Source organism: Mesorhizobium sp. WSM3859 (genome assembly GCF_002295065.1).
Taxonomy (GTDB): domain Bacteria; phylum Pseudomonadota; class Alphaproteobacteria; order Rhizobiales; family Rhizobiaceae; genus Mesorhizobium.
The window spans coordinates 210747-231340 of record NZ_NSGG01000004.1; the positions used below are offsets into that span (position 1 = coordinate 210747).

20 protein-coding genes are annotated in these 20594 nt (G+C 65.0%); 11 read left to right on the plus strand and 9 right to left on the minus strand.

Going from position 1 to position 20594, the window contains the following annotated elements:
- Positions 1-12: 12 nt before the first annotated feature.
- The 7 genes from CK230_RS10950 (at position 13) to CK230_RS10980 (ending at position 7221) form a co-directional block, all read left to right on the plus strand.
- Positions 13-999 (plus strand): glycosyltransferase family A protein, encoded by a 987-nt coding sequence (locus CK230_RS10950; protein ID WP_245429880.1) that lies wholly within the window; start codon positions 13-15, stop codon positions 997-999.
- A complete protein-coding gene (locus CK230_RS10955) occupies positions 999-1871 on the plus strand; it encodes a glycosyltransferase family A protein (RefSeq protein ID WP_095817186.1) in 873 nt (290 codons plus the stop codon). Before CK230_RS10950 ends, CK230_RS10955 begins: the two co-directional genes overlap by 1 nt.
- Positions 1868-2611 (plus strand): hypothetical protein, encoded by a 744-nt coding sequence (locus CK230_RS10960; protein ID WP_095817187.1) that lies wholly within the window; start codon positions 1868-1870, stop codon positions 2609-2611. Before CK230_RS10955 ends, CK230_RS10960 begins: the two co-directional genes overlap by 4 nt.
- Positions 2612-2673: 62 nt before the next feature.
- Positions 2674-3765 carry a DNA topoisomerase IB gene (locus CK230_RS10965; protein ID WP_095817188.1) on the plus strand — a complete coding sequence of 364 codons (1092 nt, stop codon included), beginning with the start codon at positions 2674-2676 and terminating at the stop codon, positions 3763-3765.
- Positions 3766-3876: 111 nt separating this feature from the next.
- Complete coding sequence (locus CK230_RS10970; protein ID WP_095817189.1) at positions 3877-4251, plus strand: YciI family protein; 375 nt, start codon at positions 3877-3879, stop codon at positions 4249-4251.
- The gene (locus tag CK230_RS10975; protein WP_095817190.1) at positions 4248-5522 is read left to right on the plus strand and encodes an RNA polymerase sigma factor; all 1275 of its coding nucleotides are present in this window, start codon (positions 4248-4250) and stop codon (positions 5520-5522) included. The genes CK230_RS10970 and CK230_RS10975 overlap by 4 nt, the downstream gene beginning before the upstream one ends.
- Positions 5523-5706: 184 nt before the next feature.
- Positions 5707-7221 carry an aldehyde dehydrogenase family protein gene (locus tag CK230_RS10980; protein WP_095817191.1) on the plus strand — a complete coding sequence of 505 codons (1515 nt, stop codon included), beginning with the start codon at positions 5707-5709 and terminating at the stop codon, positions 7219-7221.
- Between the two features lie 45 nt (positions 7222-7266).
- On the opposite strand, the gene ugpC is transcribed toward CK230_RS10980, so the two are convergent.
- From ugpC to CK230_RS11010, 6 genes are all read right to left on the minus strand, one after another.
- Positions 7267-8343, minus strand: a complete 1077-nt coding sequence (gene ugpC, locus CK230_RS10985; RefSeq protein WP_095817192.1) for a sn-glycerol-3-phosphate ABC transporter ATP-binding protein UgpC — start codon at positions 8341-8343, stop codon at positions 7267-7269.
- The gene (locus CK230_RS10990) at positions 8330-9268 is read right to left on the minus strand and encodes a PfkB family carbohydrate kinase (protein WP_095817486.1); all 939 of its coding nucleotides are present in this window, start codon (positions 9266-9268) and stop codon (positions 8330-8332) included. Before CK230_RS10990 ends, ugpC begins: the two co-directional genes overlap by 14 nt.
- Positions 9268-10290: an SIS domain-containing protein gene (locus CK230_RS10995; RefSeq protein WP_176480080.1), complete on the minus strand. Its 1023-nt coding sequence runs from the start codon at positions 10288-10290 to the stop codon at positions 9268-9270. The genes CK230_RS10990 and CK230_RS10995 overlap by 1 nt, the downstream gene beginning before the upstream one ends.
- Positions 10287-11132 (minus strand): carbohydrate ABC transporter permease, encoded by an 846-nt coding sequence (locus CK230_RS11000; protein WP_095817193.1) that lies wholly within the window; start codon positions 11130-11132, stop codon positions 10287-10289. Before CK230_RS11000 ends, CK230_RS10995 begins: the two co-directional genes overlap by 4 nt.
- A complete protein-coding gene (locus CK230_RS11005; RefSeq protein WP_095817194.1) occupies positions 11132-12016 on the minus strand; it encodes a sugar ABC transporter permease in 885 nt (294 codons plus the stop codon). The genes CK230_RS11000 and CK230_RS11005 overlap by 1 nt, the downstream gene beginning before the upstream one ends.
- Before the next feature lie 87 nt (positions 12017-12103).
- On the minus strand, positions 12104-13342 hold the full coding sequence (locus CK230_RS11010) for an extracellular solute-binding protein (protein ID WP_095817195.1): 1239 nt from the start codon (positions 13340-13342) through the stop codon (positions 12104-12106).
- A gap of 188 nt (positions 13343-13530) precedes the next feature.
- On the opposite strand from CK230_RS11010, the gene CK230_RS11015 reads away from it, so the two are divergent.
- Entirely contained in the window at positions 13531-14733 is a 1203-nt protein-coding gene (locus CK230_RS11015) for an ROK family transcriptional regulator (RefSeq protein WP_095817196.1), read from the plus strand.
- A 12-nt stretch (positions 14734-14745) separates the two neighbouring features.
- Here CK230_RS11015 and CK230_RS11020 read toward each other — a convergent pair whose 3' ends face one another.
- Positions 14746-15606, minus strand: a complete 861-nt coding sequence (locus tag CK230_RS11020; protein ID WP_095817197.1) for a hypothetical protein — start codon at positions 15604-15606, stop codon at positions 14746-14748.
- A 119-nt stretch (positions 15607-15725) separates the two neighbouring features.
- Positions 15726-16592: a hypothetical protein gene (locus CK230_RS11025; protein ID WP_095817198.1), complete on the minus strand. Its 867-nt coding sequence runs from the start codon at positions 16590-16592 to the stop codon at positions 15726-15728.
- A 522-nt stretch (positions 16593-17114) separates the two neighbouring features.
- On the opposite strand from CK230_RS11025, the gene CK230_RS11030 reads away from it, so the two are divergent.
- The 3 genes from CK230_RS11030 (at position 17115) to CK230_RS11040 (ending at position 19680) form a co-directional block, all read left to right on the plus strand.
- Positions 17115-17948, plus strand: coding sequence for a GNAT family N-acetyltransferase (locus CK230_RS11030; RefSeq protein ID WP_095817199.1), 834 nt, complete (start codon positions 17115-17117; stop codon positions 17946-17948).
- Between the two features lie 125 nt (positions 17949-18073).
- On the plus strand, positions 18074-18844 hold the full coding sequence (locus CK230_RS11035) for an SDR family oxidoreductase (RefSeq protein WP_095817200.1): 771 nt from the start codon (positions 18074-18076) through the stop codon (positions 18842-18844).
- Positions 18845-18924: 80 nt separating this feature from the next.
- A complete protein-coding gene (locus tag CK230_RS11040; protein ID WP_245429881.1) occupies positions 18925-19680 on the plus strand; it encodes an SDR family NAD(P)-dependent oxidoreductase in 756 nt (251 codons plus the stop codon).
- A gap of 68 nt (positions 19681-19748) precedes the next feature.
- Here the strand turns inward: CK230_RS11040 and CK230_RS11045 are convergent, their stop codons facing one another.
- Positions 19749-20564, minus strand: coding sequence for an oxidoreductase (locus CK230_RS11045; protein WP_095817202.1), 816 nt, complete (start codon positions 20562-20564; stop codon positions 19749-19751).
- Positions 20565-20594 lie beyond the last annotated feature (30 nt).

Sequence of the window (20594 nt, forward strand, 5' to 3'; positions counted from 1 at the left end):
CGTGAGCATTGGATGGACGGGGATCGCGGCCGCTTGCGGATCGGTTGCGGCGCGGAGACAGGTTTGGAAGCAGTCAGCGTCATCATTCCGGCACATGATGCGGCCCGGACGATTGCCCGCACGCTCGCCTCCCTGGCATCGGAAAAAGCGATTATCGGCGAGGTGCTTCTGGTCGACGATTCATCGTCCGACGACACCGCCGCCGTCGCGGTTGAAGCGGCGTTGCGGCTTGCCTTGCCGCTGCGCGTGATCAAGTCGGGCTGCCGCGACGCCGGCGGCTCGAGGAACCTGGCGCTGGAGCAAGCCCGCTTTCCCTGGATCTACATGATCGACGCCGACGACCTTCATCTGGAAGGCGGCTTGCGGGCTTTGTTGGCCGAGACCGGTATCCAGCCAACGCCCGATATGGTGGTTGGCGCCTATCGCCGGCGAACTGATGGCGTGGATCGGCACGTCAAAATGCCGAACGGCTACACCACCGCGGGGCTCGCCAACGCTTCCGCCTATCTGGAAGGGCGGATCCGGTCGATCGCAGTCGGCAGCGCGCTGGTTGCGCGGCGCGCCATTGGTCAGACGCGCTTCCAGACAGGGCTGCCCTATGACGAGGATACGTTGTTCTGGGCCCGCGTGATGAGCAAAGCGTCGCTCGCGGTGACAAGCCGGCCCATCATGGTCTACCTCGTTTCATCGGAGCGCTCCGACGATCGGTTCATGGTCGAGCCGGCGTCACGGTTTCTCCAATGGCGGCTGGCGCTGCGGGAACTGGGCGACTGCGGCATTCCGAAATCGTCACTGAAGGCGAGACAAGGACTGGTTGCGCTCAAGATCGCGCGCGTTCACTACGCACGAGGCGACTTGGAGACGGCCGCAAGATTCCTGACAGTTGCCGAAGCCGCCCCCAAGGCTTTCTTGGACATCTGGCGCTGTATGCGCTACCGGTTGAAAATCGCCGCGCGGCGCCGGTTCCCGGTCCTCAGAATCCAGTTGCAAGGCGCCTGATGGCCGACGGGCCGGAACTCGCAGTCGTCGTGATTAGCTTCCGGGCGCCGAGCGAACTGGTCGCGGCGGTAAGATCGGTGCTCGGCCAGGACATCCCGCTTGAAATCGTGGTCGTGAATTCCGGCGGGGGAAATGCACAAGCGCTTCTCGCCGACGCCGGACTCGACGTGCCTGTCATCGAATTCAAACAGAGGCTGTTGGTCGGCGCCGCAAGAAACCGCGGCATAGCGGCGACGAAGGCTCCTTTCATCGCCTTTCTCGCGGATGACTGTCTGGCGTGTCCCGGGTGGGCTGCGGCCAGACTGCGGCGTCATCGTGAGGGTGCCCCGTCCGTGGCGAGCGCGATTGTAAATAGCCATCCGCGCAATCTGGTAGCATGCGCAGCGCATCTCGTCATGTATATGCGACGCCTGCCGGGCCTCCCTGACGACAAGGCGCTTCGCTACGGCGTTTCCTTCGACCGAGTGCTGTTCGATCGCTATGGGCTGTTCGATGAGCAAATGGGGTCGGGGGAAGACACCGAGTTCCTGGTAAGATTGCCGAAGGCGATGGAGCCACTGTGGGAACCCACGGTGCTCACCGTCCACCGCAACGAGACACGGCTGGTCAGGCTGATTGCCGACCAGTATCGGCGCGGGCGACGATACGGCGCCTACCTCAGATCCGTTGAAGGCAAAAAACCACGGCGAATTTTCGCAGGGGTATTTCGGGATCGACACAATGTCGGCAAGCTCGCAAAGGAAGGCTTGGCTGAAAAGGATAGAAGTTTCGCCATGCTGTCGCTGCCGATCGTCTGGTTGGTATTGTTCGCCAAGTCGCTGGGGGCTGCCGTTGGTGCGTGGCATGCCGACAAGGAGGGTCGGCGCCCATGATGACGGTCGAGATGAAGCCGCCGCGCCGGCGCCGCGGCCGATGGTTCTGGTCCCGGCAAAGGATCGTCGCTGTCTTCAGCTATCGTTATGATGCGCATCTTGTGCCCGACCTTCTCGCCAACCTCGACGCAATCGTCGACGGCTGGATCGCTTATGACGATCGGGCCGCGAATGAGATTTTCAGCAGCGAGACACAGAGGCGGCGCGCGCTTGTTGCCGCAGCCTATGAGGCGGGCGCCGATTGGATCCTGGCCATGGATCCCGACGAAAGGCTGGAAATCGCGGTCGCCGATCGCATAGGCCAACTGACCGGCGGATCCAGGCGCATCGCCTGGGGATTCCGCTGCCGGGAGATGTATACGCCGGCCAGCTACCGGGTCGACGGTCCCTGGGGCCGGAAGATGCAGCACAGGCTTTTTGGCGCCTTTCACCCCGACCGCTACCGCGCGCAGGACCTGCACGGCGCCTGGTTTCCCGACGATATCGGCTTCAGGCTCAGGGACAGCGGTCTCAATCTTTATCATCTGAAGATGATCGAGCCAAAGCGGCGCGTGGCACGTCGCGACCTCTACAATCGTCTCGATCCGCATCGCCGCTTGCAGCAGATCGGCTACGACTATCTGGCGGACGAGGCGGGAATGATCCTCGAAGCCGTACCGGCCGGACGAGGTTACTTTCCCGCCCATGCCGACGACGGCGGGCTCTGGATGGCGGATTTATCGCTCGACCACCAGGGCTGACGCCCTTCTGGAACAAGTCACCGGCGCGCGCCTTTATCTACGGGTCATTTCGCGGAGCCGGCATGTTGCAGCATTCACAAGCGTCATCGGACCGTTCGGCGCGGGACGAGGAAAACCGGAGGAACGGCACCCGCGGCTCGGCCGGGAGCACGTCGCTCAACTATGTAACGGATGCCGATCCCGGCGTCCGCAGATTGAGGAAAGGCACGGGATTCACCTATCTGGGAGCCGATGGCGGGGCCGTCGATGAAGCGACGGTTGCGCGTATCAGAGCGATCGTCATCCCGCCGGCCTGGACGGATGTGTGGATTTCGCCCGATCCGGACGGCCATATCCAGGCGACGGGCAGGGACCAGCGCGGCCGCAAGCAGTACCGTTACCATCCGCAATGGACCGAGGAACGCGACGGTGTCAAATATTCCAGCCTCGTCGCCTTCGCGGAAAGCCTGCCTGGCCTCAGGCGCCAGATCGATGTCGATCTGCGCCGGCGCGGGCTGCCCCTGGAGCGCGTCGTCGCCTCGGTGGTCTGGCTGCTCGATAACACCATGATCCGCATCGGCAATGCGGCCTATGCACGCGACAACAAGAGTTTCGGGCTGACCACGTTGCGCGACCGCCATGTCGAGATCAACGGCTCCAGCCTGCGCTTCGCCTTCAAGGGCAAGTCGGGCAAGGAATGGAAGCTGAAGCTGGTCGACCGCCGCATCGCCAAGGTGGTGCGCGGCGCTCAGGATCTGCCCGGGCAGAAGCTGTTCCAGTATCTCGACGAGGATGGCGAGCGGCGTCCGGTGCGCTCGGAGGACGTCAACCGCTATATCCGCGATGCATCCGGCGCCGAATTCAGCTCAAAGCATTTCCGCACCTGGGGCGGCACCATCCATGCCGCGTCGCTGTTTGCCGGGACCGAACTGCCGGAAAGCAAGGCACAGCAAAAGCGGGCGATCAACAGCGTCGTCGACAAGGTCGCCGAGCGGCTGGGCAACACCCGCGCCGTCTGCCGCAAATGCTACATCCATCCGCTGGTGTTCGAGGCGTGGACCAAGGGGCGCCTGCTTCACGAAATGGCCGAGGCCAACAAGCGCAAACGCCTGATACCCGGCCTCGACGAGGAAGAAACGCTGGTGCTCAGATGGCTGCAGGCGCATGGCGCCTGACGGCCAGGCGCGAGGGGCAACCAAGTCCGTGATTGCCCGCCGAATTTTTTTATCGACCTTGTGTCGGGAAGGGTCCTAGTGTCGCGTCCTTTGATACGGAAAGGACCTGCCATGCTCTACGCCATCCTCTGCTACGCCTCCGAAGACGTCGTCTGCTCCTGGAGCAAGGAACAGGACGACGAGGTGATGGCAAAGCTCCTCAATGTGCAGGACAAATACGCCAAGGCCGGCCGGCTCGGGCCGGTGGCGCGCCTTTTGCCGACGACTGCCGCGACGACCCTGAGAAAGGTCAAGGGCGAGGCAGTCGTGCTCGATGGCCCGTTCGCCGAGACCAAGGAGCAGTTCCTCGGCTTCTACACGCTCGAATGCCGCGACCTCGACGAGGCCGTCGAATTCGCCCGCGAGCTTTCCGAAGTCAATCCGAGCGGCGGCTCCTACGAGATCCGGCCGGTCTCGGTCTTCAATCCGACGAAGGTCGCCGTATGACCGAACTTGCCTGGATAAGCACGGCGATCAGCAACGCCCGTCCGCAGGCGATGGGCGCGCTGCTGCGCTATTTCCGCGACCTCGACGCCGCGGAAGAGGCTTTCCAGGACGCGTGCCTGAGGGCGCTCAAGAACTGGCCGAAGAACGGGCCGCCGCGCGATCCGGCGGCCTGGCTGATCTTCGTCGGCCGCAACAGCGGCATCGACGCCGTGCGCAAGCGCGCCAAGCAGGCGCCGATGCCGGAAGAGGACCAGATCTCCGATCTGGAGGACGCCGAAAGCGACATGGCCGAGCGGCTCGACGGCGAGCATTATCGCGACGACATCCTGCGGCTCCTGTTCATCTGCTGCCATCCGGATCTGCCGGCGACGCAGCAGATCGCGGTGGCGCTGCGCATCGTCTCCGGCATCACCGTCAAGCAGATCGCCCGCGCTTTCCTGGTCGGCGAGAGCGCCATGGAGCAGCGCATCACCCGCGCCAAGGCGCGCATCGCGGACGCCGGCGTGCCGTTCGAGACGCCGGGCGCGGTCGAACGCTCGGAGCGGCTCGCCGCGGTCGCGGCGATGGTCTATCTGATCTTCAACGAAGGCTATTCGAGCAATGGCGGCGAGGCGCCGGCCCGCGCGCCGCTGTGCGAAGAGGCGATCCGGCTTGCGCGCCTGCTGCTGAGGCTGTTCCAGGCCGAACCCGAGATCATGGGGCTGACCGCGCTGCTTTTGCTGCAGCACGCGCGAACGCCGGCGCGGTTCGACGAGAATGGCGAGATCGTCTTACTCGAGGATCAGGACCGCTCGCTTTGGAGCCGCAAGATGATCGACGAGGGCCTGGCGCTGGTCGACAAGGCGCTGCGCCACCGCAAGCCCGGCCCTTACCAGGTGCAGGCGGCGATCGCGGCGCTGCATGCGCGGGCGGCGACGGCCGAGGATACCGACTGGACCGAGATCGACCTGCTCTACGGTCTGCTGGAGCAGATGCAGCCGTCGCCGGTGGTGACGCTGAACCGCGCCGTCGCGGTCAGCAAGGTACGCGGCCCGGAGGCAGCGCTTGCCATGATCGAGCCGCTGGAAGAGCGTTTGTCGGGCTATTTCCACTTCTTCGGCCTGAGGGGCGGGCTGCTGATGCAGCTTGGCCGCAACGAGGAGGCGCGCGTCGCCTTTGACCGCGCCATCGCCTTGGCCAATACGGCCGCCGAGGCGGCGCATATCCGCATGCATATCGATCGGCTGATCAAGGAAAGCAGCGGGAAGTCATCGGTCCAGAAGGCGCGCTAATCCAGCTTCTCCCTCTGGCCCAATTTCGCACTCCGGCCTTGGACCATGCCGGGGTGGCGGTTTTTGCCCGAAACGAGTAATGCCACGCCATCAAAGCGCCCAGGCGTGCCCGACGGCACGTCCAAGAGATGGCGCATGGCTTCTACGCCCGTCCCATGAGAGGCGGGATCTGAAAGGAACAAAAATGACGTTAGCGAAGGAAACGGCTTCACTTCTTGAGAAACTCGATGTTTCCGGGGATGCGCTTGTCGGAGGCGACCTCGTCGTGCGCAGCCCGGTGACGGGCGAAGAGATCGCGGCGCTGAAGCAGATTTCGGCCGCCGATGCCGGCAAGGCCATCGATGCCGCGCACAAGGCTTTCCAGGCCTGGCGGCTGGTGCCGGGCCCGAAGCGCGGCGAGCTGGTGCGGCTGCTGGGCGAAGAACTGCGCGCGCATAAGGATGAGCTCGGCCGACTGGTGTCGATCGAGGTCGGCAAGATCCCGTCCGAAGGCCTTGGCGAGGTCCAGGAGATGATCGACATCTGCGATTTCGCCGTCGGTCTTTCGCGCCAGCTCTATGGCCTCACCATCGCTACCGAGCGCCCGGGACACCGCATGATGGAGACCTGGCATCCGCTCGGCGTGGTTGGCGTGATCTCGGCCTTCAACTTCCCGGTCGCGGTGTGGTCGTGGAATGCGGCGCTCGCCTTCGTCTGCGGCGACTCAGTGGTGTGGAAGCCGTCGGAAAAGACGCCGCTGACCGCGCTTGCCTGCGAGGCGATCTTCAGGCGCGCCGCGAAGCGTTTCGGCGCCGATGCGCCGGCAGGGTTGCTGCAAGTGCTGATTGGTGACCGCGTCGCCGGCGAGGTGCTGGTCGACCATCCGAAGGTACCGCTGGTCTCGGCCACCGGCTCGACCCGCATGGGCCGCGAGGTCGGTCCTCGGCTGGCCAAGCGCTTCGCCCGCGCGGTGCTTGAGCTCGGCGGCAACAATGCCGGCATCGTGACGCCCACCGCCGATCTCGATATGGCGCTGCGCGCCATCGCCTTCGGCGCCATGGGCACTGCCGGGCAGCGCTGCACGACGCTCAGGCGCCTGTTCGTACATGACAGCGTCTATGACGCGTTGCTGCCGCGGCTGAAGAAGGCCTATCAGAGCGTCTCGGTCGGCAATCCGCTGGAAGGCAAGGCGCTGGTCGGTCCGCTGATCGACAAGGCCGCCTTCGACAACATGCAGAAGGCGTTGAAGGAAGCTGAGGCGCATGGCGGCAAGGTGACCGGCGGTGCGCGCGTCGAGAACGGTCATCCGGACGCCTACTACGTGCATCCGGCGCTGGTCGAAATGCCCAGCCAAGTCTCGCCGGTGACGGAAGAGACCTTCGCGCCGATCCTCTATGTGATGAAATATTCCGAATTCGACGAGGCGCTCGAATTGCACAATGCGGTCGGCGCCGGCCTGTCGTCGTCGATCTTCACCCGCGACCTGCAGGAATCGGAACGCTTCCTCGGCGTCGACGGCTCGGATTGCGGTATCGCCAACGTCAATATCGGCACCTCGGGCGCCGAGATCGGCGGAGCGTTCGGCGGCGAGAAAGAAACGGGCGGCGGCCGCGAGAGCGGCTCGGATGCCTGGAAGGCCTATATGCGCCGCGCCACCAATACGGTGAATTTTTCAAAGGCGCTGCCGCTCGCGCAAGGCGTGTCGTTCGACATCGATTGATGACAGGCGCAGGCGCCGCGAACCGCGGCGCCTGATTGCCGTTGATCAGAAAGCCTTGCCGGTTGCCGGATCGAACAGGCGCAACGCGTCCGCGTCGAAGACGAAAGCGCATGGCTGACCCTTCGCGACCCGGGCTTGCGGCGGCAGGGATGCCGTCAGCCTCTGGATTCCGATCCGGGCAGTGGTGACCTGCTCGGGCCCCGTCAGCTCGACGACATCGATCTCGACCGGTAGCGACAGGTCCGTGCCGCTGCCGGGCCCGAGGCGGAGCGCTTCCGGCCTCACGCCGACAATGACCTGGGCGCCGTCACCGGCTGCGCCTGTGAAGCGTGCCGGCAGCGCCAGACGCGCATCCGTGCCGGTAATGGCGAGCTTGCCGCCCTCGACGGTGGCTTCCAGCATGTTCATCGCCGGCGCGCCGACGAAACCGGCCACATAGAGCGTTGCCGGCTGGTTGTAGATCTCTTCCGGGGTGCCCAGCTGTTCGATGCGGCCGTCGCGCATGACGGCGATCCGCGTCGCCAGCGTCATCGCCTCGATCTGGTCGTGGGTGACGTAGACGACCGTGGTCTTGAGCATCTCATGCAGGCGCTTCAGCTCGGTGCGCATTTCCAGGCGCAGCTTGGCGTCGAGATTGGAGAGTGGTTCGTCGAACAGGAAGACCTGCGGCTTGCGCACCAGCGCCCTGCCGATGGCAACGCGCTGGCGCTGGCCGCCGGACAACTGGCCGGGCTTGCGATCGAGCAGGTTCTCGATTTGCAGGAGCTTCGCCGCTTCGCGCACCGCCTTGTCGCGCTCGGCGGCGGGAACCTTGCGCATCTCGAGGCCGAAACCGATGTTGCGGCTGACGGTGAGGTTCGGATAGAGCGCGTAGGACTGGAACACCATGGCGATGTCGCGGTTCTTCGGATGCACGCCAAGCACCGACCGGCCCCCGATCAGGACGTCGCCGCTGGTTGCTTCGGCGAGACCCGCGATGATGTTGAGCAAGGTGGATTTGCCGCAGCCCGACGAGCCGAGCAGCACCAGGAACTCGCCATTTTCGAGCGCGATGTCGATGCCTTTCAGCGTCTCGACGCTGCCGTAACTCTTGCGGACGTCGCGGATTTCAAGCGCGCTCATGGACGGCATCCTCGAAGTGGATCGGCCCGCCATAGTCGCGGGGCAGGGTTGAGATGGCGCGCGAGGCCACGCGGATGGCGGTGGACAGGCATTTCTTCAGTGGCCGGCCCTGTGCCAGCGCGGCCAGGAAGGCGGCGTTGAAGACATCGCCGGCGCCGATCGTGTCGACCACCGTGACGCGCGGCGCCGGTACTTCGATCAACCCGCCGTCGGCGCCGACGGCGATCGCGCCGTCCGGTCCGCGTTTGACCACGACGATCGCCCCGTCCTTCATGCCGTCGCGGATTTTGCGCGCGGCCGCCACTGGACTAGCCAGGCCGGCCAATGTCGTCGTCTCGACCTCGTTGAACAGCGCCAGTTCGCAGCGCGACAGCCAGCCGCGCGCCGCAGCGCAGTTCGCCTCGTTCCAGCCGTCGATCGGCCATCCCGTGTCGAGCGCGACGGCAATACGATGCGACTCCGCCCAGTCGAAGAGCGCGCCATAGTCGCGCGTAAGGTCATCGGTGAGAAAGGAGCCGCTGAGCAGCGCATAGCCGCCGGCAAGCCGGTCACCGTCGAGCATGGAAAGCACGTCGGCCAGACTGAAGCGGGGCAGGTGGCCGCGCGTGGTGAAGAAGGTGCGCTCGCCATCGGGATGGGTCATGCCGACCGACAATGTCGTGCCTTCGGGGCGAACCGGCCATTTTTGCGCGCGGCGTCCGAAGGCTTCGCGCAGCCAGCGGCCGAACTGGTCGTCGCCAACATTGGCAGCGATCTCGAAGTCGATGCCCAGCGCCTGCCAGGCAAGCGCGGTGTTGCCGGCCTGGCCGCCGACGCGCAGGTCGTCGTGGTCGACGACGGTCTCGGTGCCAGCCTTCGGCCAGGGCGCGACCGGGCCGACGATCAGGTCGACATTGACGTTGCCGATCACCGCAAGCGGCCGCATCATTCGCTCCTGGTGATCTTGGTGGTGCGAACCGGCGTTCCGGCATTCTCGACGCGGCTGTCGGCGAAGGCGATCATCAGGCGCTGCGCCACCGGCAGCATGGCGAAGACCGCCGCCAGGCCCGTGGCGGGGTTGAAGGCCAGTGTCACGGCACCCGCGATGGGCGGTTTGCCCGAAGCGTCGAACACGATCAGCGGCGCGCCGGCTTCAGCGACGGACAGAGCCATCGCGGTGACGAGGTCGGCGGTCGGGTCGTCGCCGCGAAAGAGCACGACGCCAATGCTTGGGCCCAGCATCTCCATTGGCCCGTGGCGCAGCTGGCCGCCTTCGAGCGAGAAACAAGGCAGGCGCGACAGTTCGGTGAGGCCGAGCGCAAGCGCTTCAGCTACGCCTTGGAGGCTGCGGCCGGATGTGACCACGGTCACCACATTGCCGAGTGCCGCAAGCGCCGCATCGATCGCAATCGCCTCAGGGGTCTTGAGTGCGGCAAGGGCCGCGGCGGGATCGTCGCCCAGTGCTGCCAGAGTGGCGAGATGCAGCGCGAAGGTCACGGTCAGGCTGCGGGTCGCGGCAAAGGCAAGCTCGGTGCCACCGGCGCCGACGAGACAAGGGACCGTCCGGCCCAGGAACGAGCCGGCTTCCAACGTCAGGCCGAAGGTTTCGGCGCGACCGCCGGTCTCGGCAAACCAGCGCAGCACCTCGGCGCTCTCGCCGGACTGCGAGGTCACGATCACCGTCTTGCCGGCGAGCGGCAATGGCTGTCCAAGCTGTTCCGACAGCGGCAGCGCGATGGCGTCGATGCCGTGCGCGCGATAAAGCGGCTCGACCGCGCGGGCGACGGCATGCGAGGCGCCCATGCCGAGCAGGACGAGCCGGCCGTTCTTCCTGATCGAGGCGGCGACCTTGGCGGCTGCCTCGCGATTGTTCTCGAACGAGGCCAGCGCATCCTCATGCTGACGCGCCATTTCCCGGTCGATCGCGACGAGCCCTGCCGGGCGTTTCTTCTGTGCAGTCATCATTATCCTTTCACGCCGCCGCTGGTGAGGCCGGAGATCAGCGCGCGTTGCATGACGAGGCCGATCAGCACCGGCGGCAAAGCCGCGAGCACGCCGGCGGTGGCGATCAGTCCGTAGTCGGAGACACGCCCGCCTGCCAGATCGGCGATGGCGACGGTGAGCGTCTTGGCCCGCTGGTCCGAGGTGAAGAGCAGGGCATAGAAGAACTCATCCCAGGCGAGCAGCACAGCGAACAACGCCGATGTCGCCACGACGGGCGCGGCCAGCGGCAGAGTGATGATACGCCAGGTCTGCAACAGCCCCGCTCCATCGATCATCGCCGCGGCCTCGATCTCGCGCGGGATGGAATCGAAACCCGATTTCATCAGCCAGGTGGTGAAGGGCGCGAGGATGGTCAGATAGATCAGCGCCAGGCCGAAGACGTTGTTGAGCAGGCCGAGCCAGGACAGGCCCATGTAAAGCGGTACGGAAAGCGCCACCGGCGGCAGCATGTAGGTGGCGATCACCATCGACAGCGACCAGCCGACAGACGGCGTGCGCGAGACCGCCCAGCCCGCAGGCACGGCAAGCAGGATCGCGGCAAGCGTCGCCATGCCGGCGACCTCCAGGCTGTTGCGCAGCGATGCGGTGAAGGCCGCGCCGGCGCTGTTTTCGGCGGTCGACAGAAGCTGCCCGTAACGGGAGAAGTCGGCTGCCTGCGGCCACCAGCGCAGCGGTTTGGCGGCTAGGTCGGCCGCCGGCGATATGCTCATAACGAAGAGCCAGGCGAGCGGCGCCAGGATCACCGCGGCAAGTAGGATGGCGCACACATAGACGAAAGCAGTGAAGACGGGGCTCTTGCGTTCCATCAGGCCGCGCTCCCTGCGGTCTTGCGGACCAGTGTCGCGTAGGCGACGGCGAGCACCGTGACGAGCAAGGTGACGATCAGCGCCAGCGATGCGCCGGAGCCGGCGCGCTGGAAGGAGAAGGCTTCCTGGTAGACGAGGATCGACAGCGAGCGCGTGCTGTTGGCCGGGCCGCCGCGGGTCATCACCCAGATGATGTCGAAGACCTTGAAGGCTTCGATGGTGCGCAACACCAGCGCCACCATCAGCGGGCCGGCGAGATAGGGCAGGATGACGAAGCGGAAGCGGTTGAAAGGGCCGGCGCCGTCGACAAGCGCCGCGGCGGTGATGTCGCGCGGCACCGCCTGCAGGGCGGCGAGCGCGATCAGCGCGACAAGCGGGAAATTCTTCCAGCAGTCGGCGACGATGAGCGCCGCAAGCGCCGTGCCCGGCTCGCCCAGCCAGGAGCGGTAGTCATCGATCAGGTGGAGTTGCGTCAGCGCCGCGTTCAGCGCGCCATATTCGGGCTTGTAGATCAGCCGCCAGAGCGTGGCGTTGACGACCGTGGGCAGCGCCCAGGGCAGGATCATCAACCCGCGCAAGATGGCGCGGCCACGGAATTCCTGATTGAGCAGGAGAGCCGCCAGCACGCCGAGCACCATTTCGGCGGCGACCGAGACAACCGCGAACCAGGTGGTGGTCGAGAGTGTGCGGGTGAAATTCGAGCTGGTCAGCATCCTGGTGTAGTTGTCGAAGCCGACGTAGTTGCCCGCCGTGCCGACCAGTTGGGCGTCGGTGAGGGAAAGCCTGACCGTATCAACCAATGGCCAGCCGATGACGGCGACCATGATCACCAGCAGCGGCAGCATCAACAGCCACGCACGAGTCGTCATCCAGGTGCCTGACATCAGAGGCGCCTCTTTCCCTTCATTCGGTCAGAAATAGCACGGGCGGCTCTCGTGAATGAGGCCGCCCGCCTGTCGAGAAACGCCAGATCAGAGGCCGCTGTTTTCGGCGGCGGTCTTGAGCGCGTCTTCCGGCGTCGTCTGGCCGAGCAGCGATTCCTGGATGGCCTGCTGCAGAGCGGTCGACAGCTGCTGGTATTTTGGCGTGGTCGGGCGCGGATACATCGCGGCGAGGCCGAGCTTGGCGGTGGCGATCAGCTCTTCCTGGCCCTTGGTGACGGCCGGGTCGTCATAGGACGAAGCCCAGATCGGCAGCGAGAGCTTGGCATACTGGTTCTGCGTCGCCTGCGAGGTCATGAACTCGATGTATTTCCAGGCCTCGTCCGGATGCTTCGAGACAGCGGTGACGCCGAGACCCATCGAGCCGTTGACGGCCGAGACCTCGCTGGTGCCGGCAACGCCCGGCGCGGGCACGACGCCCACCTTGCCGGCGACCTTGGAGTCCTTCGGATCGTTGGCCATGTTGTACATGTAGGTCCAGTTCAGCGCGAAGGCGGCGTCACCGTTCTCGAACACCTTGCGGACGTCCTCTTCGAGGAATTCCTTGGAGTTCGGATTGGTAAGGCCGGACTTGTAGCTATCGACCATGTATTTCAGCGCCGATGCGCCGCCGCCATTCTGGAAGTCCGGCTTGCCGTCCTTGAGGAAATCGCCGCCATAGGCGCTGACCAGCGTGGTGTAGTCGCAGATCACAGCTTCGGCCTGTGCCCAGCTCCAGGCGATCGGCGTCTTCAGCAAGCCCTTGTCCTGGATGATCTTGGCCTGCTCACCAAGCTCTTCCCAGGTCTTCGGCGGCGCCTTGATGCCGGCCTTTTCGAGGATTTCCTTGTTGTAGAACAGGTATTTGGTGTCGAGGATCCACGGCATCCCGTAGTACTTGCCGTCATATTGCACCGTGGTCCAGGCGCCGGGCAGCACGCCCTTCTTCATGTCGTCGGTGATTTTCGACGAGACGTCGACCAGCACCTTGTTGGTGGCGTATTCGGCCGGCCAGATGACGTCGAACAGCACCACGTCGTAGCCGCCGCCCGACCCTTGAGCGAGCACGGTCTTGTCGTGCAGGCCTTCATAGGGGACGAATTCGAGGTTCACCTTGATGTCCGGATTGGCCTTGGTGAAGGCCTCGGTCATGGAGCGGACGTCGGCCTCGCTATAGGCGGCCTGGGCCATGAAGAGCGCATTCAGCGTGGTTTCGGCGAAGGCGTGCGGGACGAAGAGTCCGCCGACGAACACCGCGCCCAGAAGTGTCTTACCGATCGATTTCAGCATTTGTCTTTCTCCCATTTTCGACGGCTGCGAGTGGGCGGCAGAGGCTTGTGCCGCTTCCTCGAATTCCCAATCGCGTGTGACCAGATCTGCCGGGCTTGTTTTCAAATCGCCCGTTCTCACCATTAAGTCAATTCGCTTGACTTAATTAGTCGATCAATCCTTTAATGGAGTCAAGAGGGGAAACGACGGTGCACGACATCAACCCGATCCGGGCCAAGAGCGGTACCAACCAGGAAGGTACCAGCGCGCACAACCGCCGCGTCATGATCGAGGCGCTGCGGCTCAATGGTGCGCTGTCACGCGCCGACCTGGCGCGGGCGACGCAGCTGACCAAGCAGGCGGTTTCCAACATCATCGAGGATCTGGAGCGGGACGGCCTGGTCGTGGCCCTGGATGCGGTGCGCAAGGGCAGGGGTCAGCCTTTCACGCCCTATCGGCTGGTGCCCGAAGGCGCTTTTGCCATTGGACTGCAGATCGACCGGCATTTGGCGCGGGTGGTGGTGGTCGACCTGGTCGGCAGCGTGATGGCGCGCGCCGAGGCCAACCTGCCGCTCGATGAACCGTCTCCTGGGGTCCAGACCATCCTCGGCCTCATCGCGGATGTCAGGCGCGAGCTGGCCGGCATTTCGGCGCAGTCCGAATGGCGCCTGGTCGGCCTTGGCGTCGCCATGCCGGGGCCGTTCGGTCTGAAGGAATCCGACGACAAATGGATGATGCCCGCCTGGCAGCAATTCCCGCTGCTGGAGACGCTTGCCGCCGGCACCGGACTGAATGTCGGGCTGCAGAACGACGCGGCGGCCTGCGCGACGGCGGAGCGCATCGTCGGCGCCGCGCATGGCGTCGATCACGCGGTCTGCCTTTATGTCGGCTACGGCATCGCCGCCGGGCTGATCCTGAATGGCGAGCTTTACAATGGCGGCAGCGGCAATGCCGGCGAGATCGGCAGGGCGTTGCTGTCGCCGGCAGGGCCCGGCTCGACGCCGCTCGAGCACCGTGCCTCGCTCGCCTCGCTCTACCAGCATCTCGGCCTCGATCCCGCCGAGAGGGGGCTTTACGAGAAGCTCGGCGCGCTGGCGCTAGCGCAGGACCTCCGGGTCTTGGGTTGGGTCGAAAGAGCCGCGTCCGACCTGCGCTGGAGCGTGCATCTGATCGAGACGATCTTCGATCCGCAGACCGTCATCCTCACCAGCAGCGCGCCCGAGGCGCTGGCCCGGCTCCTGCTTCAGGCCATGCATCCGCTGCTGCCGTCGATCGCGGACCGGCCCGACCGCCGCCTGCCGCGGCTGCAGCTCGGCACCACCGATCCCTGGGCGATAGCGGTTGGCGCCGCGGCCGAACCGATCAGCCGGGCCTTCGATCCGCGTTTCTCCGCAATCCTGAAGGCCAGATAGAACGCCTGGCGATCAGCCGGTTGCCTGCTCCATGCAGGCGGCGAAAGCCGAGTCGATAATGGCGAGCTTGACCGCCTGCGCGGTGAGGTATTCGCCGTAGAATTCCTTCGAGATCCACATGACGGAATGACCGCGCTGCCCGAGCCACCCGACGCTGCCGAGCACCTCGGCGTCGCGCAGCTTGCGCGCAAGGTGGGTACGCGACAGCTTCAGCCGTCTGGAGAAGTCGCCGATCGACAGCACGCCGGTCGGGATGCGCTCCTGACCGGCATTTTGCGGGTCGACGCCGGCGATCAGCCAATCCATGACCACGCCGCCATTGTTGAGCCATGTGAACAGCGAAAAAGTCTGTTGCGGCTCCCGCATCACCGGCACCGAGGAGATCAGCCCGTCCGCGATCAGCGGCTGCAACCGCGCCAGCATTTGCGGCCGTGCCTGAAATGTTTCCAGCCGGCTCCCGCCGTCAAGAGCATCAAGCGTGCTCAGATGCATGTGAATCCAGCCGATCAACGGCTCCAGGGTTATGGCGGGCAGGTGCAAGGGGCGAATGCGGCCGTCGTCGGCCATCGGCCCGACTTCGATGAAATCATAGTGCCGCATTTCCTTGATGAAGGCATGGGCGGTGTTGCGGCTTGCCACAGCATGCTGAACGGTGACGTCGACAAAACGCGCGGCGGTCAGTTCCTTCCGGTAGTAATCCCTGCGGAAATGCAGAGCAAGACCGATATGCGCCATCAACCAGCGCTGCTGGGTGGCAAAGACCGAGGACGCGCGTGGGTTTCCTTCATAGGCCTGCTGCATCGCCCGGGCCTGTGCCTGGACGGCGGCATTCAGCGCCGGATGACCGACAATGTCTTCGAAGTTCAGCGCCATCCCCCCAGACTCGGCCAAATATCGCAATATGCGGATGCGGATAGCAGTTTTGGCCGGCGCCTGCCAGCGCAACCAGCGGTATTTGTCGGCTGGATCCGAGAAGCGACCGTTTGCGCCGGTCAGCTCTCGTCCGCCTGGGACAAACTACCCTCGAACGCCAGGTCGACGACGGCGAGCTTGGACGTCTGCACCGCCATGTACTCGTCGAAGAACTGGCGTGAAACCCACATGACGGAATGGCCGCGCTGGCCGACCCAGCCGATGCTGCCAAGCGCCTCGCCATCGTTGAGTTTCCGCGCCAGATGGGTGCGCGACAGCTTCAGCCAGTGCGCGAATTCACTGACCGAGATGACGCTGGTCGGTATCCTGTCGAGATGAACGTCCTCCGGATCGATACCGGACATCAGCCAGTCCATGACGATGCCGCCATTGTTCAGCCAGATAAACAACGAGAAAGTCCGCCCAGGCTCCCGCACGCCCTCGCTGGCCAGCAGTCCGTCGGCGATGAGCGGCTGCAGCCTGGACAGCATCCCGGGTCGATCGAGGAAGGTCGTCAGCCGGTTTCCGCCGTCTATGCGGTCGAGCGTCCTCAGATGCGCGTGGATCCAGCCGGTGAAGGTCTCGATGGTGCCCTCGGTGACCCGCATGGGGTGGGCGCGGCCGTCACCGCTGGCCGAAATATACTCGGCAATGTTGTAGCGCAGCATCTCCTTGACGAAGGCCTCGGCCGTGTTGCGGCTGGCCACGGAATTGCGGCGCACGACCTCGATGAACCGCGCCATCGTCATTTCGGTACGGCGATCGTTCGGATCGCGCCGGAAATGCAGAGCCAGGCCGACATGAGCGAGCAGCCAGCGCTGCTGGGTGGCGAAGACGGCGGCCAGCCGCGGGGTCGTTTCGTAGACATGGATGAGCGCGCGCGACTGTTCCTGCACACTGCGAAGCGCTGCCGGATGACGGACGATCTCTGCGGCACTCAGCGGCATTTCCTGCGGTACTCCATGCGATTCCACGCAACGACAAATGAAGATTCCCAATCTTCGCCGGTTGTGTCCAGTTGCCTATTGGAACAACGAACGATCAAGCGGTGCGTTTGTTGCTAACTCTTTGCATCGGTTCGGGAAACCCGTCCCAATAATAGTCCGGCCCGCAGCCTGCGTTGAATTGACGAGTCCCGTCGAGCAGGCATAGGTTCCGCGCCATCGGGGCTGGGGGGAGCGCTTTCCCGGGAAAGAAGAAACAAGGACAGGGTCTGGCGCCCGATGCGCGGCATCGGCGGTGGCAACGCTTTGCGCCGAGGATCCCCGCTTCGACAAGGCCGCGTTCTGCCGAGCCATGGGCATGGTCTCCACCGTCTCCTGGCCTCGGCTGAGCAGGGCGCCGGCAGGTGATGGGCGCCAGCGGGTAATCGAAGGTGAACTGAGGTTCTCGTGTGGACTTTGCAGCGTGGAAGCGGCTACCTATCCTGATGCCTTGACGCCGTTTGCCGAGGCCGCCCGGGTGAAAAGATGCCGAGAACAATCCGGACACTGACCGCCAGCGAAGTGGAAACGCTCGTCGACTGGGCGGCTGGAGAGGGCTGGAACCCAGGCATCGGCGACGCTGCGGCGTTCAGGACAGCCGATCCGGACAGTTTCATCGGCGCATTCGTCGACGGAGAGATGGTGGCCGGCATTTCGGCCGTCGCATACGGCCCGGGCTTCGGCTTCATCGGTCTCTATATCTGCCGGTCCGACCGGCGGGGCGAAGGCCATGGCAAGGCGGTCTGGGATGCCGGCATGGCACGCCTCGGCAACCGCATCATCGGTCTCGACGGGGTGGCCGAGCAGCGGGCCAACTACCAGCGCATGGGCTTCGTGCCCGTCTACGAGACCGTGCGCTACAGCGGCCGCCCCGCCGGATTGCCGGGGGGTGGCGACATACGGCCGGTGGCGGCCGGCGACATGGCCGGGATACTTGCCTATGACCACCAGTGTTTCCCGGCGCCGCGGGAAGCCTTCCTCCGGGAGTGGCTGCGGCAGCCCCGGATTGCACTGCTCTGTGGCGGATCGGCCGGCATTGCCGGCTACGGCGCGGCCCGCCGATGCCGGGAAGGTTTCAAGGTCGGGCCGCTGTTCGCCGACAGGACGGACCTTGCCCTGGCGTTGCTGGCGGACCTCAAGGGTCGGATCGGCAACGAGGCATTGCATATCGACGTGCCGGCCAGCCAGGTTCAATTCACCGCCGTGCTTCAGGCTGCCGGCATGACGCCGGGCTTTGCGACGACACGCATGTACAAGGGCGGCAAACCCGGCAACGTGCCGTCGACGGTTTTCGGCATCACGACGCTCGAGCTGGGATGATCGGGGAGCAGCGGAACTGCTGCAGTCATTGTTTTACCTGGCTGGTCCATGCGACAGGGCCCCATGACGTGATTTAGGGACATGGTTTGCCTTTGCCGGGCGCTGCGTGGCGTGGAGGTTGTCGAATGGCTGGCAGGACGGTTCTGATCGCCGGTGGCGCCGGGGGGATGGGTCTTGCGACCGGACTGCGCCTCGCGGCCGACGGCGAGCGGATCGCGCTCGCAGACCTTCCCGGCCCCAAGCTCGACGCAGCCGTGGCCAAGATTGCCGCGACCGGAGCGGATGCGGTCGGCTTGCCGCTCGACATCCGCTCCGTCGCTGCCTGCCGCGACGTGGTGGCCAAGGCCAAGGACTGGGGCGGCGCCATAGACATCCTCGTCAACGCCGCCGGTGTCTGGCTCGAGGGGCCGGCGAGCGGGGTCGAGGAAGATCAGTGGGACCTTGTGCTGGACGTCAATCTCAAGGGCGCGTTCTTCCTGATCTCGGCGGCTGTCCCACATCTGTCGGCGGCGCAAGGCGTGATCGTCAACATTGCGTCCGACGCCGGCCTTGTTGGCAACAATGGGGCGGCCGTCTATTGCGCCTCGAAGGGCGGGCTGGTTCTGCTGACCAAGGCTCTCGCGCTGGAACTCGCCCCGCAAGGCATCAGGGTCAATGCCGTTTGCCCCGGCGATACGGCAACGCCGATGATCGAATACCAGGCCAGGACCTATGGTAGGGACGATCCCGACGGCTACAAGCGCCGGCTTCTCGGGCACTATCCGCAGGGGGACAAAGCAAGGTTCATTCAGGTGGAAGAGATCGCATCCTTCATCCACTATCTCTGCCAGCCGGGCGCGGCGCCGATCACCGGGGCCGCGCTTTCGATCGATTTCGGCGTCAGCGCCGGCTATTGAAAAAAGCCTGGGCGGTTTCATCCTGGGTATGATTGCCCGCGTCGGCATGCCGGCATTCCAATCGTGGAGAGGAAATGATCGTGTTCCGCAAGTCTCGCAGGGCGCTGGTGACCGGCGCGGGCGCCGCCGATGGCATCGGCGTAGCGGTCGCGCGTGCGCTGGGCGAGGCCGGCCTTTCGGTCGTCATCACCGCTTCGTCCGCGCGCGTCGAGCAGCGGGCAGGGGAACTGCTGGCGGAAGGGCTCGATGTCCGCGCCGTTGTGGCCGACCTGACGCTTTCGGACGATGTCGAGCGCTTGTGCTCGCAGGCCGGCGAAATCGACGTCCTCGTCAACAATGCCGGGATGGGGACTATCGGCCAGCCGGCGTTGCAGCGGCGGTTTCTCGACCTCAGCGAAAGCGACTGGGACCGCGGCATCGACGTCAGCCTGAAGACTGCGTTCCTGAGCACACGCGGATTCCTGGCCGGCATGGTGCAACGCGGCCACGGGCGCGTCGTCAACATGGCTTCGGTGACGGGGCCTTATGTATCCAATGAGGGCGAGGCCGCCTATTCCGCGGCCAAGGCCGGCATGATCGGGCTGACGCACGCGCTCGCCCTGGAGGTTGGCCGCAGCGGCGTCACCGTCAATGCCGTGGCGCCGGGCTGGATCGCGACCGGAGCCTCGACGCCGGAGGAACTCGCCGCTGCCCGCAACACGCCGCTCGGGCGCGCGGGCAGTCCCGGGGAGGTCGCGGCCGCCGTGTTGTTTCTGGCGTCCGACGGAGCCAGCTATGTCAACGGCGCCGTTCTCGTCGTCGATGGCGGCAACATCCTGCAGGAGCGCAAGGGATGAGCGCGAAAGCCAGAAATGTCGGGGAATGGTAGCGGGGGTCGATGTCCTTTGGGCAAACCAATGCCGTCTCAGATGGGCAGGCCGAGTTGCTTTCGAAGGCTCTTGTCGAACGCTGACGCGGGAACGAAACGACGCAGGAGGCTGACCTGGCGGGCCGTTTTTCCCGCCGCATAGCGCCGCTTTGGAGTTGGATCGGTCGCGGCCGCCAAGACGGTGCTGGCCACCACTTCGGGCGTGTCGCCTTCTTCCATAGCCTTTCGCACGACTATAGTCATGCCGGCGCGCGCGGCGTCATAGATATCGAGCAACTGGTCGGGCCTGGCGAGATTGTCTTCGAACGAGGTCCGGGTATAGGCCGGCTCGACCAAAGCGACGCGAATTCCGAACGGCCGCAGTTCGTGGTCCAGCGATTCGGAATAACCTTCAATGGCATGTTTGGTCGACGAGTAAAGCGCGAAATAGGGAGCCGGGATGAACCCCTGCACCGAGCTCAAGTTGACGATTCTGCCCTTTCCTTGCCGCCGCATTGTCGGCAGCACAGCGTTGATCATCCGGATGATGCCGAAGACGTTCACGTCGAACAGAGCCTGGGCCTGCGCGGTCGAGGATTCCTCCGCGCCGCCAAGCAGGCCCATGCCGGCATTGTTGACAAGCAGGTCGATGCGCCCCGCCTGGGCCAGCACTTCGTCGACCAGCTTCGCCACCGACGCGTCGTCGGTCACGTCGCAGGTCAGCATGGTAATGCCATCGGATTTTTTGGAGACCGCGCGACGGCTGGTTCCGAACACGCGAAAGCCCGCGTTCTGCAGGGCCTTGGCCGTCACGCGCCCGATGCCGGAAGATGCCCCTGTGACGACGGCGACACCAGGATTGGTCTTGTTCATGGAGATCACTTTCTCTGGGTGAGCATGGGG

Coding starts and splice junctions, on each gene's coding strand:
- CK230_RS10950 (WP_245429880.1), top strand. CDS start 13: ATGGACGGGGATCGCGGCCGCTTGCGGATCGGTTGCGGCGCGGAGACA.
- CK230_RS10955 (WP_095817186.1), top strand. CDS start 999: ATGGCCGACGGGCCGGAACTCGCAGTCGTCGTGATTAGCTTCCGGGCG.
- CK230_RS10960 (WP_095817187.1), top strand. CDS start 1,868: ATGATGACGGTCGAGATGAAGCCGCCGCGCCGGCGCCGCGGCCGATGG.
- CK230_RS10965 (WP_095817188.1), top strand. CDS start 2,674: ATGTTGCAGCATTCACAAGCGTCATCGGACCGTTCGGCGCGGGACGAG.
- CK230_RS10970 (WP_095817189.1), top strand. CDS start 3,877: ATGCTCTACGCCATCCTCTGCTACGCCTCCGAAGACGTCGTCTGCTCC.
- CK230_RS10975 (WP_095817190.1), top strand. CDS start 4,248: ATGACCGAACTTGCCTGGATAAGCACGGCGATCAGCAACGCCCGTCCG.
- CK230_RS10980 (WP_095817191.1), top strand. CDS start 5,707: ATGACGTTAGCGAAGGAAACGGCTTCACTTCTTGAGAAACTCGATGTT.
- ugpC (WP_095817192.1), bottom strand. CDS start 8,343: ATGAGCGCGCTTGAAATCCGCGACGTCCGCAAGAGTTACGGCAGCGTC.
- CK230_RS10990 (WP_095817486.1), bottom strand. CDS start 9,268: ATGCGGCCGCTTGCGGTGATCGGCAACGTCAATGTCGACCTGATCGTC.
- CK230_RS11000 (WP_095817193.1), bottom strand. CDS start 11,132: ATGGAACGCAAGAGCCCCGTCTTCACTGCTTTCGTCTATGTGTGCGCC.
- CK230_RS11005 (WP_095817194.1), bottom strand. CDS start 12,016: ATGTCAGGCACCTGGATGACGACTCGTGCGTGGCTGTTGATGCTGCCG.
- CK230_RS11010 (WP_095817195.1), bottom strand. CDS start 13,342: ATGCTGAAATCGATCGGTAAGACACTTCTGGGCGCGGTGTTCGTCGGC.
- CK230_RS11020 (WP_095817197.1), bottom strand. CDS start 15,606: ATGGCGCTGAACTTCGAAGACATTGTCGGTCATCCGGCGCTGAATGCC.
- CK230_RS11025 (WP_095817198.1), bottom strand. CDS start 16,592: ATGCCGCTGAGTGCCGCAGAGATCGTCCGTCATCCGGCAGCGCTTCGC.
- CK230_RS11030 (WP_095817199.1), top strand. CDS start 17,115: ATGCCGAGAACAATCCGGACACTGACCGCCAGCGAAGTGGAAACGCTC.
- CK230_RS11035 (WP_095817200.1), top strand. CDS start 18,074: ATGGCTGGCAGGACGGTTCTGATCGCCGGTGGCGCCGGGGGGATGGGT.
- CK230_RS11045 (WP_095817202.1), bottom strand. CDS start 20,564: ATGAACAAGACCAATCCTGGTGTCGCCGTCGTCACAGGGGCATCTTCC.